Source organism: Bradyrhizobium semiaridum (assembly GCF_020329505.1).
In the GTDB taxonomy this organism is placed as follows: domain Bacteria; phylum Pseudomonadota; class Alphaproteobacteria; order Rhizobiales; family Xanthobacteraceae; genus Bradyrhizobium; species Bradyrhizobium semiaridum.
Map to the genome: position 1 here is coordinate 59666 of NZ_JAGKJJ010000001.1, position 15306 is coordinate 74971.

General features: G+C 60.3%; 13 protein-coding genes. 8 read left to right on the plus strand and 5 right to left on the minus strand.

The features are described from left to right. Positions 1-9: 9 nt before the first annotated feature. Genes metG through J6500_RS00225 form a run of 4 tightly spaced genes read right to left on the minus strand, consistent with a single transcriptional unit; the run spans position 10 to position 4983 of the window. On the minus strand, positions 10-1941 hold the full coding sequence (metG, locus tag J6500_RS00210; RefSeq protein ID WP_225710661.1) for a methionine--tRNA ligase: 1932 nt from the start codon (positions 1939-1941) through the stop codon (positions 10-12). 57 nt (positions 1942-1998) lie between these two features. Continuing rightward, positions 1999-3039, minus strand: coding sequence for a DNA polymerase III subunit delta' (locus J6500_RS00215; RefSeq protein ID WP_225710662.1), 1041 nt, complete (start codon positions 3037-3039; stop codon positions 1999-2001). Continuing rightward, complete coding sequence (tmk, locus tag J6500_RS00220) at positions 3036-3722, minus strand: dTMP kinase (protein WP_225710663.1); 687 nt, start codon at positions 3720-3722, stop codon at positions 3036-3038. Before tmk ends, J6500_RS00215 begins: the two co-directional genes overlap by 4 nt. Before the next feature lies 1 nt (position 3723). Next, positions 3724-4983 (minus strand): D-alanyl-D-alanine carboxypeptidase family protein, encoded by a 1260-nt coding sequence (locus J6500_RS00225; RefSeq protein ID WP_225710664.1) that lies wholly within the window; start codon positions 4981-4983, stop codon positions 3724-3726. A gap of 162 nt (positions 4984-5145) precedes the next feature. Here J6500_RS00225 and J6500_RS00230 point away from each other — a divergent pair, with 162 nt between their 5' ends. Continuing rightward, on the plus strand, positions 5146-6081 hold the full coding sequence (locus tag J6500_RS00230; RefSeq protein ID WP_225710665.1) for an alpha/beta fold hydrolase: 936 nt from the start codon (positions 5146-5148) through the stop codon (positions 6079-6081). Between the two features lie 18 nt (positions 6082-6099). Here the strand turns inward: J6500_RS00230 and J6500_RS00235 are convergent, their stop codons facing one another. Then, the gene (locus J6500_RS00235; RefSeq protein WP_225710666.1) at positions 6100-7032 is read right to left on the minus strand and encodes a septal ring lytic transglycosylase RlpA family protein; all 933 of its coding nucleotides are present in this window, start codon (positions 7030-7032) and stop codon (positions 6100-6102) included. A 1056-nt stretch (positions 7033-8088) separates the two neighbouring features. On the opposite strand from J6500_RS00235, the gene J6500_RS32045 reads away from it, so the two are divergent. The 7 genes from J6500_RS32045 to J6500_RS00270 all read left to right on the plus strand — a co-directional run bounded on the left by J6500_RS32045 (position 8089) and on the right by J6500_RS00270 (position 15267). Further along, on the plus strand, positions 8089-9432 hold the full coding sequence (locus J6500_RS32045) for a tyrosine-type recombinase/integrase (RefSeq protein WP_225710667.1): 1344 nt from the start codon (positions 8089-8091) through the stop codon (positions 9430-9432). Between the two features lie 205 nt (positions 9433-9637). Continuing rightward, on the plus strand, positions 9638-9850 hold the full coding sequence (locus J6500_RS00245) for a helix-turn-helix transcriptional regulator (protein WP_225710668.1): 213 nt from the start codon (positions 9638-9640) through the stop codon (positions 9848-9850). A gap of 140 nt (positions 9851-9990) precedes the next feature. After that, complete coding sequence (locus J6500_RS00250) at positions 9991-12519, plus strand: phage NrS-1 polymerase family protein (protein ID WP_225710669.1); 2529 nt, start codon at positions 9991-9993, stop codon at positions 12517-12519. Between the two features lie 376 nt (positions 12520-12895). Next, positions 12896-13810, plus strand: coding sequence for a hypothetical protein (locus J6500_RS00255; protein WP_225710670.1), 915 nt, complete (start codon positions 12896-12898; stop codon positions 13808-13810). A 239-nt stretch (positions 13811-14049) separates the two neighbouring features. After that, a complete protein-coding gene (locus J6500_RS00260; RefSeq protein WP_225710671.1) occupies positions 14050-14484 on the plus strand; it encodes a hypothetical protein in 435 nt (144 codons plus the stop codon). After that, positions 14471-14818, plus strand: a complete 348-nt coding sequence (locus J6500_RS00265) for a hypothetical protein (protein WP_225710672.1) — start codon at positions 14471-14473, stop codon at positions 14816-14818. The genes J6500_RS00260 and J6500_RS00265 overlap by 14 nt, the downstream gene beginning before the upstream one ends. After that, a complete protein-coding gene (locus J6500_RS00270) occupies positions 14809-15267 on the plus strand; it encodes a hypothetical protein (RefSeq protein ID WP_225710673.1) in 459 nt (152 codons plus the stop codon). Before J6500_RS00265 ends, J6500_RS00270 begins: the two co-directional genes overlap by 10 nt. Positions 15268-15306 lie beyond the last annotated feature (39 nt).

Here is a 15306-nt window from a genome sequence, read left to right on the forward strand (position 1 = left end):
CCGAACCGCTCACTCCGTCTTCGGTTCCACATAGCGCGGGAACACGCCTGTGGGCGCCGGCAGCACCGTACCCGGCTTGATCCGCTCGGCGAGCGCCGCAAAGCTGCGGGCACCCGCGGCGATGCCGAGGCTGTCGAGCATCTTGCCGCAGGACTCCGGCATCACCGCCTGCGCCATGATCGCGATCTGGCGCACGACTTCGGCGGTGACATAGAGCACCGTCTTCTGTCTGATAGGATCAGTCTTCGCCAGCGCCCACGGCGCCTCGCCGGCAAAGTAGCGGTTGGCCTCGGCGACCACGGCCCACACCGTGTTGAGCCATTGATGGATCTGCTGGGTCGCCATCGCGGTCCGCGACGTCTCGAGCATGGCGTCGGCCTGCGCCAGGATCGCCTTGTCGTTGTCGCTGAACTCGCCGGGCTCCGGCAGCACGCCGCCGAGCTGCTTGGCGATCATCGACAGCGAGCGCTGCGCCAGGTTGCCGAAATCATTGGCGAGGTCGGCATTGATGCGCGCGACGATGGCCTCGTGGTTATAGTTGCCGTCCTGGCCGAACGGCACCTCGCGCAGGAAGAAGTAGCGCACCTGATCGACACCGTACTGCTCGGCGAGATTGAAGGGATCGACCACGTTGCCGACCGACTTCGACATCTTCTCGCCCCTGTTGAACAGGAAGCCGTGGGCGTACACGCGCTTTTGCACCGGAATGCCGGCCGACATCAGGAACGCCGGCCAGTACACCGCGTGGAAGCGGATGATGTCCTTGCCGATGATGTGCACATCCGCCGGCCAGTAGCGCCAGTTCGCATCACTCTCGTCGGGATAGCCGACGCCGGTGATGTAGTTGGTCAGCGCATCGACCCAGACATACATCACATGCTCGGGGTCATTCGGGACCTTGACGCCCCAGTCGAAGGTGGTGCGCGAGATCGAGAGGTCCTTCAGCCCGCCGCGCACGAAGCTCATCACCTCGTTGCGGCGCGAGTCCGGGCCGATGAAATCGGGCTGGCTCTCATAGAGATGCAGCAGCCTGTCCTGATAGGCCGACAGCCTGAAGAAGTAGCTCTTTTCCTCGACCCATTCGACCGGCGTGCCCTGCGGGCCGCGGCGGACATTGTCCTCGCCGACGACGGTTTCCTCCTCGGCATAATAGGCCTCGTCGCGCACCGAATACCAGCCGGCATAGGTGTCGATATAGATATCGCCATTCTGCTGCATCCGATTCCAGATCGACTGCACCGACTTGTGGTGCGCGGGCTCCGAGGTGCGGATGAAGCGGTCGAACGAGACGTTGAGCCGCTCGTCCATTTCCCTGAAGCGCGCGGCGTTGCGGGTCGCCAAGGCTTCCGGCGTCATGCCCTCGCCCTGCGCGGTCTGGATCATCTTCTGGCCGTGCTCGTCGGTGCCGGTCAGGAAGAAGACGTCCTTGCCGTCGAGCCGCTGGAAGCGCGCCAGCGCATCGGTCGCGATCGCCTCATAGGCGTGGCCGATATGCGGCTGGCCGTTCGGATAGGCGATCGCGGTGGTGATGTAGAAGACGTTGCCGCGATCTGCGGCCGGCGCGGATGTCGGCGCCGCAGCCGGCGCAACTGCGGCGGGCTTGGGCTGCTTCCGCGCGCGGGCCGGCTTCGGGGGCTCGCTCGCTGCCGGAGCCTTCGGTGCAACCGGCGCCGGTGACGCCGGCGCAGCGGCCTTTGCAGCTGCAGGCTTGGACGCAGACTTGGCGGCCTTCTTAGCAGCCTTCTTCACAGCTTTCTTGGCAGTCTTTTTCGCAGCCGATGTCTTGACGGCCTTCTTGGCAGCCCTCTTCGCTTTCTTGACGCCGGACTTGCTCGCCTTGGCCGCGCGCGACTTCGCCGCGGCCTTCTTGCTCGCACGGGCGGGCGGCGCCTTCGTCTTCTTCGTTTTCTTCTTCGACGATTTTGTCTTTGCGGTCGCCACCACGGAATCCTTTGCAGATCGAAACGAGATTGTCGGGAGTGTCGTCAGATGGAGCGTCTATCGGGTTGCGTCCGCAAGCATCGAGAACACCGAGAAAACCAGCGGCTTACGCTCCAGATTGTAGGCTTCGGTATCGCGCGCGGCGCGGACGATCTTTTCCCATACCTCCGCCAGCCGTGCAAGGCGCGGCAAATTGGCATTGGCATCGCCCGTGCGCAGGCGCTCGCTTATCCAGCGATCGATACCGTCGATGAAGGCGGCGAGCGCGACGCGGTCGCTGGTGCCGAGCGCGTCGCCCAGCGCATGCAGCTCGCGCGGGTCGACGTTGGGCAGGGTCGCGAGCAGCGCCGCGGTACGCTGCTGGAGTTTCAATGCATCACCGCCAAGCAGTGACAGCGCCCTGCCCACGCTGCCTTCCGATGCTGTCGCGGCCTCAATCAAAGCGGGATCGGCGGCGTCGATATCTGTCGCAGCCGTGGCGGCACGCACCACATCAGCCGTATCGAGCGGGCGCAGCAGCAATTTGCGGCAGCGGGACAGGATGGTCGGCAGCACCCGTGACGGCGCGTGGCTGACCAGCAGGAACAGGGATTGCTGCGGTGGCTCCTCGAGGATCTTCAGCAGCGCATTGGCGGCATTGGGATTGAGCTCGTCGACAGTGTCGACGATGCAGACGCGCCAGCCGTCGACCGCCGCGGTCGAGCCGAAGAACGAGATCGTCTCGCGCGTCTCGTCGACCGTGATCACGGTGCGCATCACGCCGCGATCGTTGAGGCCGCGCTCCAACACCAATAGCCCGCCATGCGCACCGGCCGTGATCTGCCGCGCCACCGGATCGTTCGGGTCGACGCGCAGCGTCGGCGCCTGCTGGACCTGCGAGGCAAGCGGATTGCGGAACGCCAGCACGAAGCGGGCCATGCGATAGGCCAGCGTCGCCTTGCCGATGCCCTGCGCACCGCCGATCAGCCAGGCATGCGGAATCCGCCCGCTGCGATAGGCATCGAGCAGCGTAGCTTCCGCCTCGCGATGCCCGAACAATTCGGCCGCCTCGCGCGGATGCCGGATCGCGATCTCCTGTTCGACCTTGCGCGCGCTCATGCGGGGCTCGCCGTCGTCATCGACGTGCGCAGATGCTCGCGCAGCGCGGTCCATATCGCGTCCGCGACCGTCTCCTGGTCGGCGGTGGCATCGATCAGGACGCAGCGCTGCGGGTCTTCGGCTGCGATCTGCCGATAGGCCTCGCGCAGATCCTGGTGGAACTTGACGTCCTCCGCCTCGAAGCGGTCGGCAACAGCGTTGCCGCGGCGCGCGGCGGCGCGCTGCAGGCCGACCTCGACCGGCACGTCGAGAATGAACGTCAGGTCCGGCTTGAGATCGCCGATCGTCACCCGCTGCATGGCGTTGACGAGGCCAGGCAGCACCTGCCCGAGCTGACCCTGATAGGCGCGCGTGGAATCGAAGAAGCGGTCGCACAGCACCCAGATACCCTGATTGAGTGCCGGCAGGATCACGGTCCGGACATGGTCGTCGCGCGCCGCGGCGAACAGCAGCGTCTCGGCGTCAGGGCCGAGCAGCTTGCCCATGCCCGACAGCACGAGATGGCGGATGATCTCCGCGCCCGGCGAGCCGCCGGGCTCGCGGGTCACAATCGCGCGCAGCTTGACCGCATCGAGCCGCTCGGCGAGCTTGCGGATCTGGGTCGACTTTCCCGACCCCTCACCGCCCTCGAAGGTGATGAAGCGACCGCGCAAGCTCGGCGGTTTGACTGCTGCTTCCGCCATGTCAGAGCTTCGCGACGCCGGCGCGGAACAAGGCGACGACGAGCTCGCGGACGCCATCGAATGCGCGGCGCATGGTCGATCCGGTGCCGACGGACTCGGCCGCGTACACCGGCGATTCCATCGCGACGTTGCCGCCGCGCCAGACCCTGACCACGCCGATCTTCTGCCCAGCGGTGATCGGCGCCTTGACCGGGCCGCTATAGACGATGCGCGCGAGCAGCTTGTCGTTACCGCTCTTCGACACCATGACCTTGATCGGATCGGGACTGACCAGCGCGACCGAACCGCTGTCGCCGCCGAACACCCGGGCGTAGCCGATCGGCTGGTTGGCCGCGAGCAAGGTTCGCGTCTCGAAGCTGCGGAAGCCCCATTCCAGCATCTTCTTGGCTTCGGTGGCGCGGTCCTCGGAATCCTCGAGCCCGTTGATCACAACGATCAGCCGCGTGTCGTTCTGCACGGCCGAGCCGACCATGCCGTAGCCGCCCTCCTTGGTGTAGCCGGTCTTCAGCCCGTCGGCGCCCGGCAATGCATTGAGCAAGGGATTGCGATTCTGCTGGCGGATCTTGTTCCAGGTGAATTCCTTCTCGCCGAACAGCTGGTACATGTCCGGATAGGTCAGGATGATGTGGCGGGCGAGCACCGCCAGTTCCCGCACCGTCATCTTGTTGCGGGGATCGGGCAGACCGTTGGAATTGCCGAAGGTCGATTTGGTCAGGCCGAGCTCGCGGGCGCGCTTGGTCATGAAATCGGTTGCGAAGGTGTACTCGTTGCCGGCGATGCCCTCGGCCAGCGCAATGCAGGCGTCGTTGCCGCTCGGGATGATCGCGCCATGCAGGAGATCGTCGACCGAGACCTTGCTGTGGATCGCCGCGAACATCGTCGAGGTGCCGGACGGCGCGCCGCCGCGGCGCCAGGCGTTCTCGCTGATCCGGTACTCGTCGGTGAGCTTGATGTCGCCTTTCTTGATGGCGTTGAACACCACCTCGGCCGTCATCAGCTTCATCATGCTGGACGGCGCGCGCAGCTCGTCGGCATTCTTCTCGAACAGCACGCTGCCGCTGGACGCCTCGACCAGGATCGCGGTCGGGGCGTCGCCGTCGAAACCGCCCTCTTCTTTCTTGGCGCCCTGGACGCTGTTGTTGGCGGCGTAGACCGCCCCGCCGCAGCCGATTGCCAGCACGACGACGGCCGCAATCAGGCCGCGCCAGTTCCGCCCGGCGCGAGCGGCGAACGTGCGGGGAAGTGCGGTCTCTGTTGCCATCGGCGATGTCCTGAAAGGCTGCGTTCTATCAGGTGGAAGTACCGCAAACAACTGAGGTTTTTGCGCTTGTCCACGAGCGCCGCGATTGCTGGATGCGGCAAACGCCCGTAATCTCCGAGCCAAGACGAGTGCAACAGAACCGGCAAACAAGGCGGAAACGCGATGTCCTCCTCCCGCATGATCTCCGCCAACGGCATCGACATGTTCGTCCGGGAGGCCGGACAAGGCCCGCTGGTGGTGCTCTGCCACGGCTGGCCGGAACTGTCCTATTCGTGGCGCCATCAGATCACCGCGCTCGCTGCGGCCGGCTTCCACGTCGTCGCTCCCGACATGCGCGGTTTCGGCCGGACCAGCGCGCCGGCGGACGTCGGCGCCTATACGATCTTCGATACCGTCGGCGACATGGTCGCGCTGGTGGCCGCGCTCGGCGAAAAGCAGGCGGTGATCGTCGGGCACGACTGGGGCGCGCCGGTGGCCTGGCACGCGGCGCTGTTCCGGCCGGACATCTTCACCAGGGTCGCCGGCCTCAGCGTACCGCCGCCGTTCCGCGGCCGCGGCCGTCCGCTCGAGACGCTGCGCGAGAGCGGCATCACCAACTTCTACTGGCAATACTTCCAGCCGCCGGGCGTGGCGGAGGCGGAATTCGAGCGCGATATCGCCAACACCATGCGCCTGGTGCTCGGGCGTGGCGTGTCCGATCCAAGCTCGATGTTCGTCGACGAGGCCAAGGGTTTTCTCGGCAAACTGTCTGGCGGAAAGCCGCTGCCGGCCTGGCTGACGGAAGCCGACATTGCCGAATTCGCCGAGAACTACCAGCGATCCGGCTTTCGCGGCGGCTTGAACTGGTACCGCAATCTCGACCGCAACTGGGAGCTCACCGCACCCTGGCAGGATGCCCAGATCCGGCAGCCCTCGCTATTCATCGCCGGGTCTAAAGATTCGGTGATCACCGGGCTGATCGGCGCCAAGCGGGTCGCCGACATGGAACGCGTCCTGCCCAACCTCAAGCAGAAGCTGATCATTGAAGGCGCCGGCCACTGGATCCAGCAGGAGCGCCCCGACGAGGTCAACGCGGCGCTGATCGCGTTTCTCAAATAATCAGGCGAAGTCGCTGATTCAGTAAAGGCCGCGCCCGCTCAGGACTTCGGCCGGCCCCCGTGCATCGATCGGCACATAGGCCGCGGCGGGCGCCGGGTTGGCGGCATAGCGCTCGTCATTCTCATAGGACACTTCCCGCCGATTGTTCAGCGCGCGACCGCGGGACCGGCCTGAGGCCGACATCTCGGAGGTGGCGTTGATCGAGGCATAGTCCGCCGAGGTGTTTCCGAGGCTGTAGGGCCGTCCCTCCGGCAGCGGGACATCGCCGCGAATCCGGCCGGCGGAGGATGGCATCTCGGGCACGAACGAGCGCGCCGAGGCGACCCGGACCATCGAGGGCGACGGCGCCGGCGTGCCGGTGCGCAGGGTCGCCAGCAGCTGGCGATCGTCGGATCCTTCGAGGGGCGCCCGGCCGACATATTCGACCCGGACGCGGGCGACGCCATTGCCTTTGAATTCAAGCAGTTCGGCGGCCTTGTTCGACACGTCTATGAGGCGATTGCCGTGGTACGGCCCGCGGTCATTGACGCGGACCACCAGCGACTTGCCGTTGCTCAGATTGGTGACCCGCGCGTAGCTCGGCATCGGCAGGGTTGGATGGGCGGCGGTGAGCGCCCCCATGTCGAACACCTCGCCATTGGCGGTCAGGCGGCCGTGGAAATCGTTGCCATACCAGGACGCCACGCCTTCGGCGCGATAGTTGACGTCCTCCTCCGGCACATAGGTGCGGCCGGCGACGACGTAGGGCTTGCCGATCCGGTAGGTGCCGCCGCCCTTCGGCACGGGGTCGCCAAACGCCACCACGCGCGGGCTCGAGGACACCCCGTATTTGGGATCGACGCGGCTGGCGAACTTGTTCGACGAGGCGCAGTTGGCAAGGAGGAGGCACGTGGCCACCGCAACGGCGCCGCGCGCCGTCCGGATCATCGAATCTGGCCGTTTATTCCCCATCTGCCCCAAGTACCATTCTGTCGGACCCGCGCCTACTCCGAGGCGTCACGGTCACATCCCCACGCGATACGGCCCACCTCCGCACCTGATGGTGACGATATCGCAACCGGAACACGGCGGAAATGGGGAGAGCCCTCGGCCGGTGACCCTTTGGTGAATCATCGGTTGTGCGTCCCTACGTTGATCTACGGACTGCCCGCCCCTCAACTGTCCCGCAATCAGACACACTGTTGCAGCAAATCATCAGTGCTGCCCGATCTTGGATTCCAACAATTGAATCTTTTTGACTGTGCAAGCCTGCAATCGTTCTCTCTCGCGTGTGGGGCGCAAAGGAAGTTTGCGATGATCGAGACGGTTACGGCGGTTATGGGCCTGGTGAGTGCAGCCATCTTCTTGGCTCACGCCGTGGAAGGCTATCTGTCCCGGGCCTGAGGGCCCGTCGAACTGGAAAGACGCGTCACCTCTTTCCAGAAGTGACTTCAAAGGGCGACTTTCGAAAGAGCGACTGTTCGGAAAGCTTTAATAAATTCGGACGAGCATCGGATTCACAGGCAGGTGTATCATGCGTAGTCACGATTTGGTCTCCGACGGGTTTCTCACACTGACCGCAGCAAGCCTCGTGCTGCTGTGCTCCAGCCTGCTGGCTTTCGCGTTCGGCTGAACGTCCGCGCCGGACCAGCGCCCGGCCGCGAGGCTTCGATGCCTCCTGTTACGGCTCCCCGACATACCCGGCGTGAACGCGCCTGATTGGCCGTCGTGAGCATTGGCCGGCAAACGCGATCGCGTGTGCGCATCCGCACGTCTGATTCAGGAGCGAAGATGTCGCGCAGCTTACATCGGCGCAACCGTGGGCAATTGGCGGAAGGGGTGACCGTAGCTTTGTGCCGTCACGCGACGTCACTAGCGATCACGAGCGCACTTAAATCTTTGAGCGTGTTTCACTATCCCCAAGTTTAGACGATCATGAGCGATCATGAGGAAACAGGCGTAAAGAGCAGTGGTGAACTCGGAAAGGTGAATGTCTAGCGTGGCGATTAACCAGCGAGGTCGCCAGCAGTGCACGCACCAAATCCCCATAGAGCCCAGCCAGCAAGCCCTAGAAAAGGTCTCACCCTTAAAACGATTCAAGCCCTTGTCCAAGCCGCCCAGCCGGGCATGTGGGCGCACGAACGGGGGCTGTGCCTTGCGGTCGCCAAGAGCGGTTCGGCCTTCTGGGCGCTCCGCTATTCCACGGCAGCCGGTCGGCGGCGGCTGATGACTTTACAGCAATACGAACCGATCGATGCAGCCGGACTGAAGGCCCTCGAATGGCAGGCTGCGGAACTACGCAAGCTGATCAAGGCAGGACGCGATCCGTTGGCCGAACGAGACGCGGACAACGCCGTGACCGCTACGGCGGCCACGACGGTCAGTCGACCAGCCGTTGATACATTCGAAGAAGTAGCGCGCGACTACATCGCTCAACACAAGGATGGTTGGAAAAATGCCAAACACCTCCAGCAATGGGAAAATACGCTGGAAACTTATGCATACCCGATCATCGGCAAGTTACTCCCGCACGAGATCACGACCGAAGACGTGTTGAAGGTCTTGCGACAGGATCACGAGCGCGCTCGAAAGAAAGGCACGCTTTGGATAGGCGCACGCGAAACAGCATCGCGCGTCCGTATGAGAATTGAAACCGTGATCGGCGCAGCGAAGGCGAAAGGGATAACCAACCCCGACACGCGCGAAATTTGGATCAACCATCACAACCCGGCGCAATGGAAGGATCATCTTGAACATTGGCTAAACGGAAAGCAATCGAGAGGACATTTCACCGCGATGGACTGGAAAGACGTTCCCGCATTCATGACCGAATTGCGCGAGAAAACCGACTACAGCGCAAAAGCATTAATGCTGACAATTCTCTGCGCAACTCGCACAAACGAAACGCTAAACTCCCGATGGACCGAATTCGATCTAGACAATGCGATCTGGATCATTCCTGCGGAACGTATGAAAGCAGGCGTTGAACATCGCGTCCCTTTGTCGGACGCCACTGTTCTGCTATTGCGGACGCTGCCAACGGTCGATGAAAACCCCTACGTGTTTCCCGGTATGAAGCGTGGCAAGCCGCTTAGCGATATGAGCATGTTGGAGATGCTACGCGGAATGCGCGAAGGCTTCACAGTACACGGCTTTAGATCATCGTTCCAAGATTGGGCGGAAGATACAACTGTGCATCCGGACGTGATCACCGACATGGCACTCGCGCACACCATCAAGAACAAGACCAAGCGGGCCTATCGGCGGGGCAATGCATTCGACCGTCGTCGCGATCTAATGCAACAATGGTGCGATTATCTCCTAATGGACGCGTCAACGTACAAAGCGAAATGGGAAAAGCTGATCGCCTGAAAGCTGATTGTGTATAATGCCCGGAAGAAGCCCGTTCGCGGGCTTTTTCTTTTTGACGCGTCGTGCGCGAATATGAGAGTGCTTGGCTGGTCGCGCAGTCGGATGACAGCGGCGTAAGGGTCGGATGGCCTGAGTTGCGGTAAAGACGCAGCGTACTGGGTGGATGCCCTGCAATGCCCATCATTTCAAAGCAGGACCGCGCCATATGTCCCAGGACAGCACGACTATTCTGACCACCGATCAGGTTTGCCAGCGCCTTACGATCTCTGCGCCAACGCTGCGCCGCTACGCCAAGGCGGGCCACGGCTTTCCTCCCAAAATACCCTTAGGCCCGCGCCGTGTTGGCTATCTCGCCAGCGACATCGAGAACTATATCGCGAACCGACGCAAAGCGGCCCTCGCCACAACGGGCGGTTAGTCGTTCCGGTTAGTGGCGACAGTTTTGTGAACTGTATCAAAGCACAGGGCGGAACGTTCATCCGCCGCACAGAGAAATAGGTCCCGGCAAGTTGCGACCTTGGCGGGACCTCTAGCTAACTTCGCTTCTAGGAAAGCAGTATGATCATACACGAACCCGCGTCGCATCTCAACTGTTGCGCGCCGCTACACCGTATTGCCCTGCGCGCGTTCGATAGTGGGACGCCATCCCCTCACCTCGCCGACCCTCTCGCGGGGCTGAAAGCCCTTCCGCAATGGGTGCTGTGGCGACTTGAGCAATACGATGGTGAACCGAAACCGCGCAAAATCCCATACGATCCGAAGACGCTTCAACGCGCCGACACGACCAATCCGACCACATGGGCGAGTTTCGAAACCGCAACAGCGATCGCAACCATCAATCCGGAATTCCGCATCGGTTTCGTCTTCACCTTGAATGATCCGTATATTTTTGTTGACTTAGATGGCTGCCGCGATCCGGACACCGGAGAATACAACGATGAAGCAACGCATATTTGCACACGCCTATTTCCGGGCGTAGCGGCAGAGGTTAGCCAATCAGGCACTGGTCTGCACCTGATCATGAGAGGCGACAAGACGCAATTCGGCAATCGTCGCAACAAATGGGGGGGCCGATTTGAATTTTATCAGAACAACCGGTTCGTCGCGATTGCCGGCAACGAATGGGTTGGCAACTCCGACTTAGAGCAGACAGCATCACTGCAAACCTTTCTGCCCGTTCGCGAACACGACCGCGACAATCAGGAAATCGAGTCCATCCGCGACCCACGATGGTCCGGACCGGAAGATGATCAGGAATTATTGGCCCGCATGTTTGCATCCGATGATAAACTTTCATCCGAGCGGATTGCCGAGTTGAACGACGCGATCATGCGTGATCCGAGCAACTTTGTCGCGAAAGCCCAATTCGACATCTTAAGCCGCCGCGTTCCGTTTGCCGCGCTATGGAGCGGCGATGCAACGACACTAAACCAGTTCTATCCATCGTCGGCAGGAAAGCCATTCGACCACAGCGCAGCGGATTTAGCGCTGATGAACAAGTTGGCGTTCTGGACCGGCAAAGATCATGTGCGAATGCTCCGGCTTTTCAGCATGTCCGCATTGGGGAAACGCGACAAATGGTGCAATCGGGCATACTATCGCAACAGAACAGCTAGCAGCAGCAACGTGGCATGTCGCGACGTATATCGCGGCACCAATCAGGAGCGACGCGACAAGCAACGCAAAGAAAACGAACGCATCGGCGAACAACTTGAATTCGACATCACGACAAGGCTGATCACGCTCGATGAAATGATCAATGATTTCTATTTCGTTAGCGGCGTCGGTGCGTCGGGCGGCGTGGCGAACGCAAAGACGCTGAACGTTCTATCTGTTGCGGTTGCGCGCAACGAATACGCGCCATCAAAGCATCCGGTTGAATACACGGACAAGCGAACAGGCGAAACGAAAACGAAACTCGTTCCTGCGTTTGAGCAGTGGCTACCGCACGAAAAGCGGAAGCGCGTCGATAGCGTTACATGGAAGCCGGAGGGCGGCCCGATTTGCGACGTTCCGGAAAAGGTTGGTCTAAGCGGATTCAACACGTGGCGCGGACTGATCAAACCAACGTGGCATGATCATTTCATCAACGACGATCAACTGCGCGAAAGATGGTTGACCAAATGGCGAGAACACCTCGCCTATCTTGTCCCGATCGAAACCGAACGGGACCTGTTTGAGCGCTGGCTTGCGCACATTTTGCAGCACCCCGGCGAGAAAGTCGAAACCGCATGGTGCTTCGTTGCTAACATGACCGGCATTGGTCGCAATTGGCTTGGTAGCGTTCTCTCGCGGGTGGTGCGCGGCTACGTGCTGAACAATGCGATCTTAGACGTTGTTCTAGACGGCAACTTTAACGGTCGAATGTCGCGCAAGCTGCTGATGATCGTGGATGAAGCCAAAGCGGGAATGCGCGGCCCAAACACATGGGCGCTGTCCGAAAAGCTGAAGACGATGGTCAATCCTGACTTTCGCGAGATCAACGAGAAACATGGATTGGAATGGGTGGAACACAACGCGATGCGTTGGCTTGTGTTTTCGAACAATTGGGACGCGCTTCCAATTGAGCGCGACGACCGACGATGGAACATTGTCGAAAATCCGACGAAACCGCAATCAACCGCATATTACAAGGATATCTATGACCTAGTGCGGCGCGATGAATTCATTGCGGCGGTATGGGCGCATTTGTCTACACGATCACTCGCAGGCTTCAACGTCGGCGACCGCTCGATAAGCAATGCCGCGCGTGAAAGGATGCTCAACAGCGTTTCGACCGACCTTGAACAGGCGCTAAAGGAATTCAAAGACCAATGCAGCGCGCAAGTGGTCGATTACATCGCTATCGAAAACTTTCTCAGGCAACGCGCACCCGGTGAACAACTCAATAGAGCCGCGATCCGACGCAACTTGATGAAGCTTGATATGATCTATCTCGATAAACGCATTGGCACCGGCAATGACAAAAGGCGCATGGTCATCGTTCGCGACCTGAAACCCGCCGATGTTTACGACAACCCGGCCCGCTGGCTGGCGCTCGCAACTCACAATGCAGCAGCAACCTTTTTCAACCCACCATCTGAATAGTCACCAAGCCCGGTCACAGTGGCGGCGTCCATAATTTTCGCCTTCCCTCTTTCTGGACAGCTTGGGCAGCCTCTCTACTCCCCTACAAATAAATACATCAGACATGTTTTACGGCGTAGGGGAATAGGAGACCTGCCCAAGCTGTCCAGAATCGGCATGGGCGGAGAAACCCTCCGCCAGTCTTCGTTGAAATTGCTGCGAACATCGGCGCGCGTATCGCTGACTAACCAGTTTCATTCACCGGTCGCGCCTGCTCAACGCGCATCGCGACGGTGATTGCGTTCATCGTCGCGATGGTCAAGTGATGATCGCGCAGCATTACTTGCCGTGTTCGGCGCAATACTAGTCGCGTCACTGGTAAAGCGATGATAATCCTGTGAATACAAGTAAATACAGTAATATAGCGATGATTATCGCGTTGAACGATTTGCGCGAAGCACCTACACGTCAAACGATCACTGAGCCGATCACCGGCCCGGATCAACGCGTCAAAGGATCACCGATGCCTCTCCAAGCCAACATGCAGGACACACCGCACGGTCGCATGTCCGTGGTCGTAAGCACCGAAACTGGAGCTTCCGCGCGGGCGTTCTATCGGAACGACTTTCCACCGGAGCTTTCCAAGCCCATCGCGACGTTGATGGCCGCCAACGAGGGCTTCAACGGCATCGTGAACAACAACGCGAACACGTTGCTTCCAACTGTGGTGGATCAGCACAATCGAGTGGCCGTGGTGAATACGCTCCGTGCGCCGTTTGGAGCAACGCAGGCGGCTCTAATCACCTATGGACAGGTGACAGCCAAGGCACAGATTGAGGCTATGAGCGTCACCCCCGCGAACGCTTCGAACCAGCCGATCCGAAATCGCGCTGTGCTAGCCTTCGACAACGCCAACATGCCCGACAAGGCGAGAATGCTCATGGAGGCATCTTTCCAGCAGCTTGCGGGCCTCGTCGAAGCAGGATGTTTCGACAACATCCCAGGCACGGCCAACCCCCTCCCCGATGACCTCGTTGCTCTCGGGAAAGACCGGTACATGCTTTTCAATCACGCCGCCAAGACCGGAATGGCCGCCGATCATCCCTTGAAACCTACAGCCGACAACCCCGCACAATTCGGCGTGGACGAAGCAGCCGTGCTTGCCGATGCACAAACGGGCCTCGATAATCTAAAGGCGCGTTCACGTCATTTCGCCAACGGTTCGCAACTGTTGCGCGATGTCATCACGGCCGTCAGCGTGGCTTGCAGCGTGAACACCAACGACGCGTTCGCTTTGCTCACTGGCAACTAATCCACGATGCGAAGGCTAGGACCAACATTGCCATCGTCCGTAACGCTACGGACGGGGCACTACATAGAAGCCGGAGAATTGCGCCAAGCACTGCGATGCTCGCGCTCAGTGCTCTGGCATTGGTCGGAACGTTATGGCTTTCCAAAAGCTACGATGCAGCATGGCCGCACCACACTAACCGATCGCGCGGCGGTTGCCGCGTGGCTTCATAAATTCAATGTGCCGACACGGTGGATTTGATGACCACACCGCCCAACCTCTCCGTTATTCACGGTAAATCAACGGTCGCGAAAGACGAACGGGGCCGCTTCGTATCCGGCCCAGCCAACACCGGGAGGCCGGTTGGTTCTCGAAACAAGCAATCCGCTGAGTTGATGAAAATCGTTCGCGCGATGGGCAATCGCGCTGCTGCCAACCTATCCGATGCTTTGGACGCTAAAGAGCAGTGGGCAACAACCTTGGTGCTTCGCTATTGCCTCCCGAGCGCGCGCACGCAGGAAATGCATGGCGCGGACCCGGAAGACATCAAGGAAGCGTTCATTGCGGGCGACATTTCAGCGGATGAAATGAAAGCGATCGCAACCGCAATCGAGAAACTGAAATCAGTTGCAGACATCGACGACCTACGCAATCGCTTGAGCGAATTGGAGCAACTGCTCAATGCCGGTAAGTGATCGCGATCGCAACAGGCTAGCCGCACTTGTTGCGATCGTGAAGCCTGCCAATTCGCTTGCTGCACGACTGGACGCGATAACCGATGAACAACGCGCTTACTACGCTACATGGGAAGCACGTTATGAGCGATGGATTGAGTGGTGCAAAGCGCAGCACGACGACGAAATCGAAGTTGATGCACGTCCATATGCTCGCATGCTTGAACACGATACGTCACCGCGATTACACCGCGACGTAGAAGCCGCACTTTTCGACGAAACACCAAAGATACTATTGAGCGACACGGAAGAAACCGCTGCCCGAAAGTGGATGGATCAATTGCAATGCACATAGACAGTTCAGCGCTTCGCGATGTGCGCCTCTATAAAGTTTTTCACCCCGCACCGATGATCTACTCGTTCAATCGCGACGGCTTGATACATTTTGCGAGTGCGACGGAATACGATCGCAAGGAAGGCAAATACGCGTCCAACAACAACCGCGTCATCAGGAAATGCGACGCGCTTCATTTGGACGAACACCAGCGCGAACCGGCACTTGAAGTGCAGTGGTTTGCCGCGAGTGAACAACCCGATCTCTCGATTAACGGCGAAACGCTGCTGCGCATCATAAATCAGCGCGTGTTGACCACGCCGGATCACTCGTTTGAAGCGCCGAAGGACTTGCTGCTGTTCTTCGAGAAACACACCAACTCGCTCAACAACGCTGAGCGAGTGTTCAATAGCTATGTTGATCAACTAGTGACGCGCTTTCCGGACAAGTGCCATCACCGGCGCAAATAGATCGGCCAATCGGACAGGCCGTGTTTCATCGTCCGAACA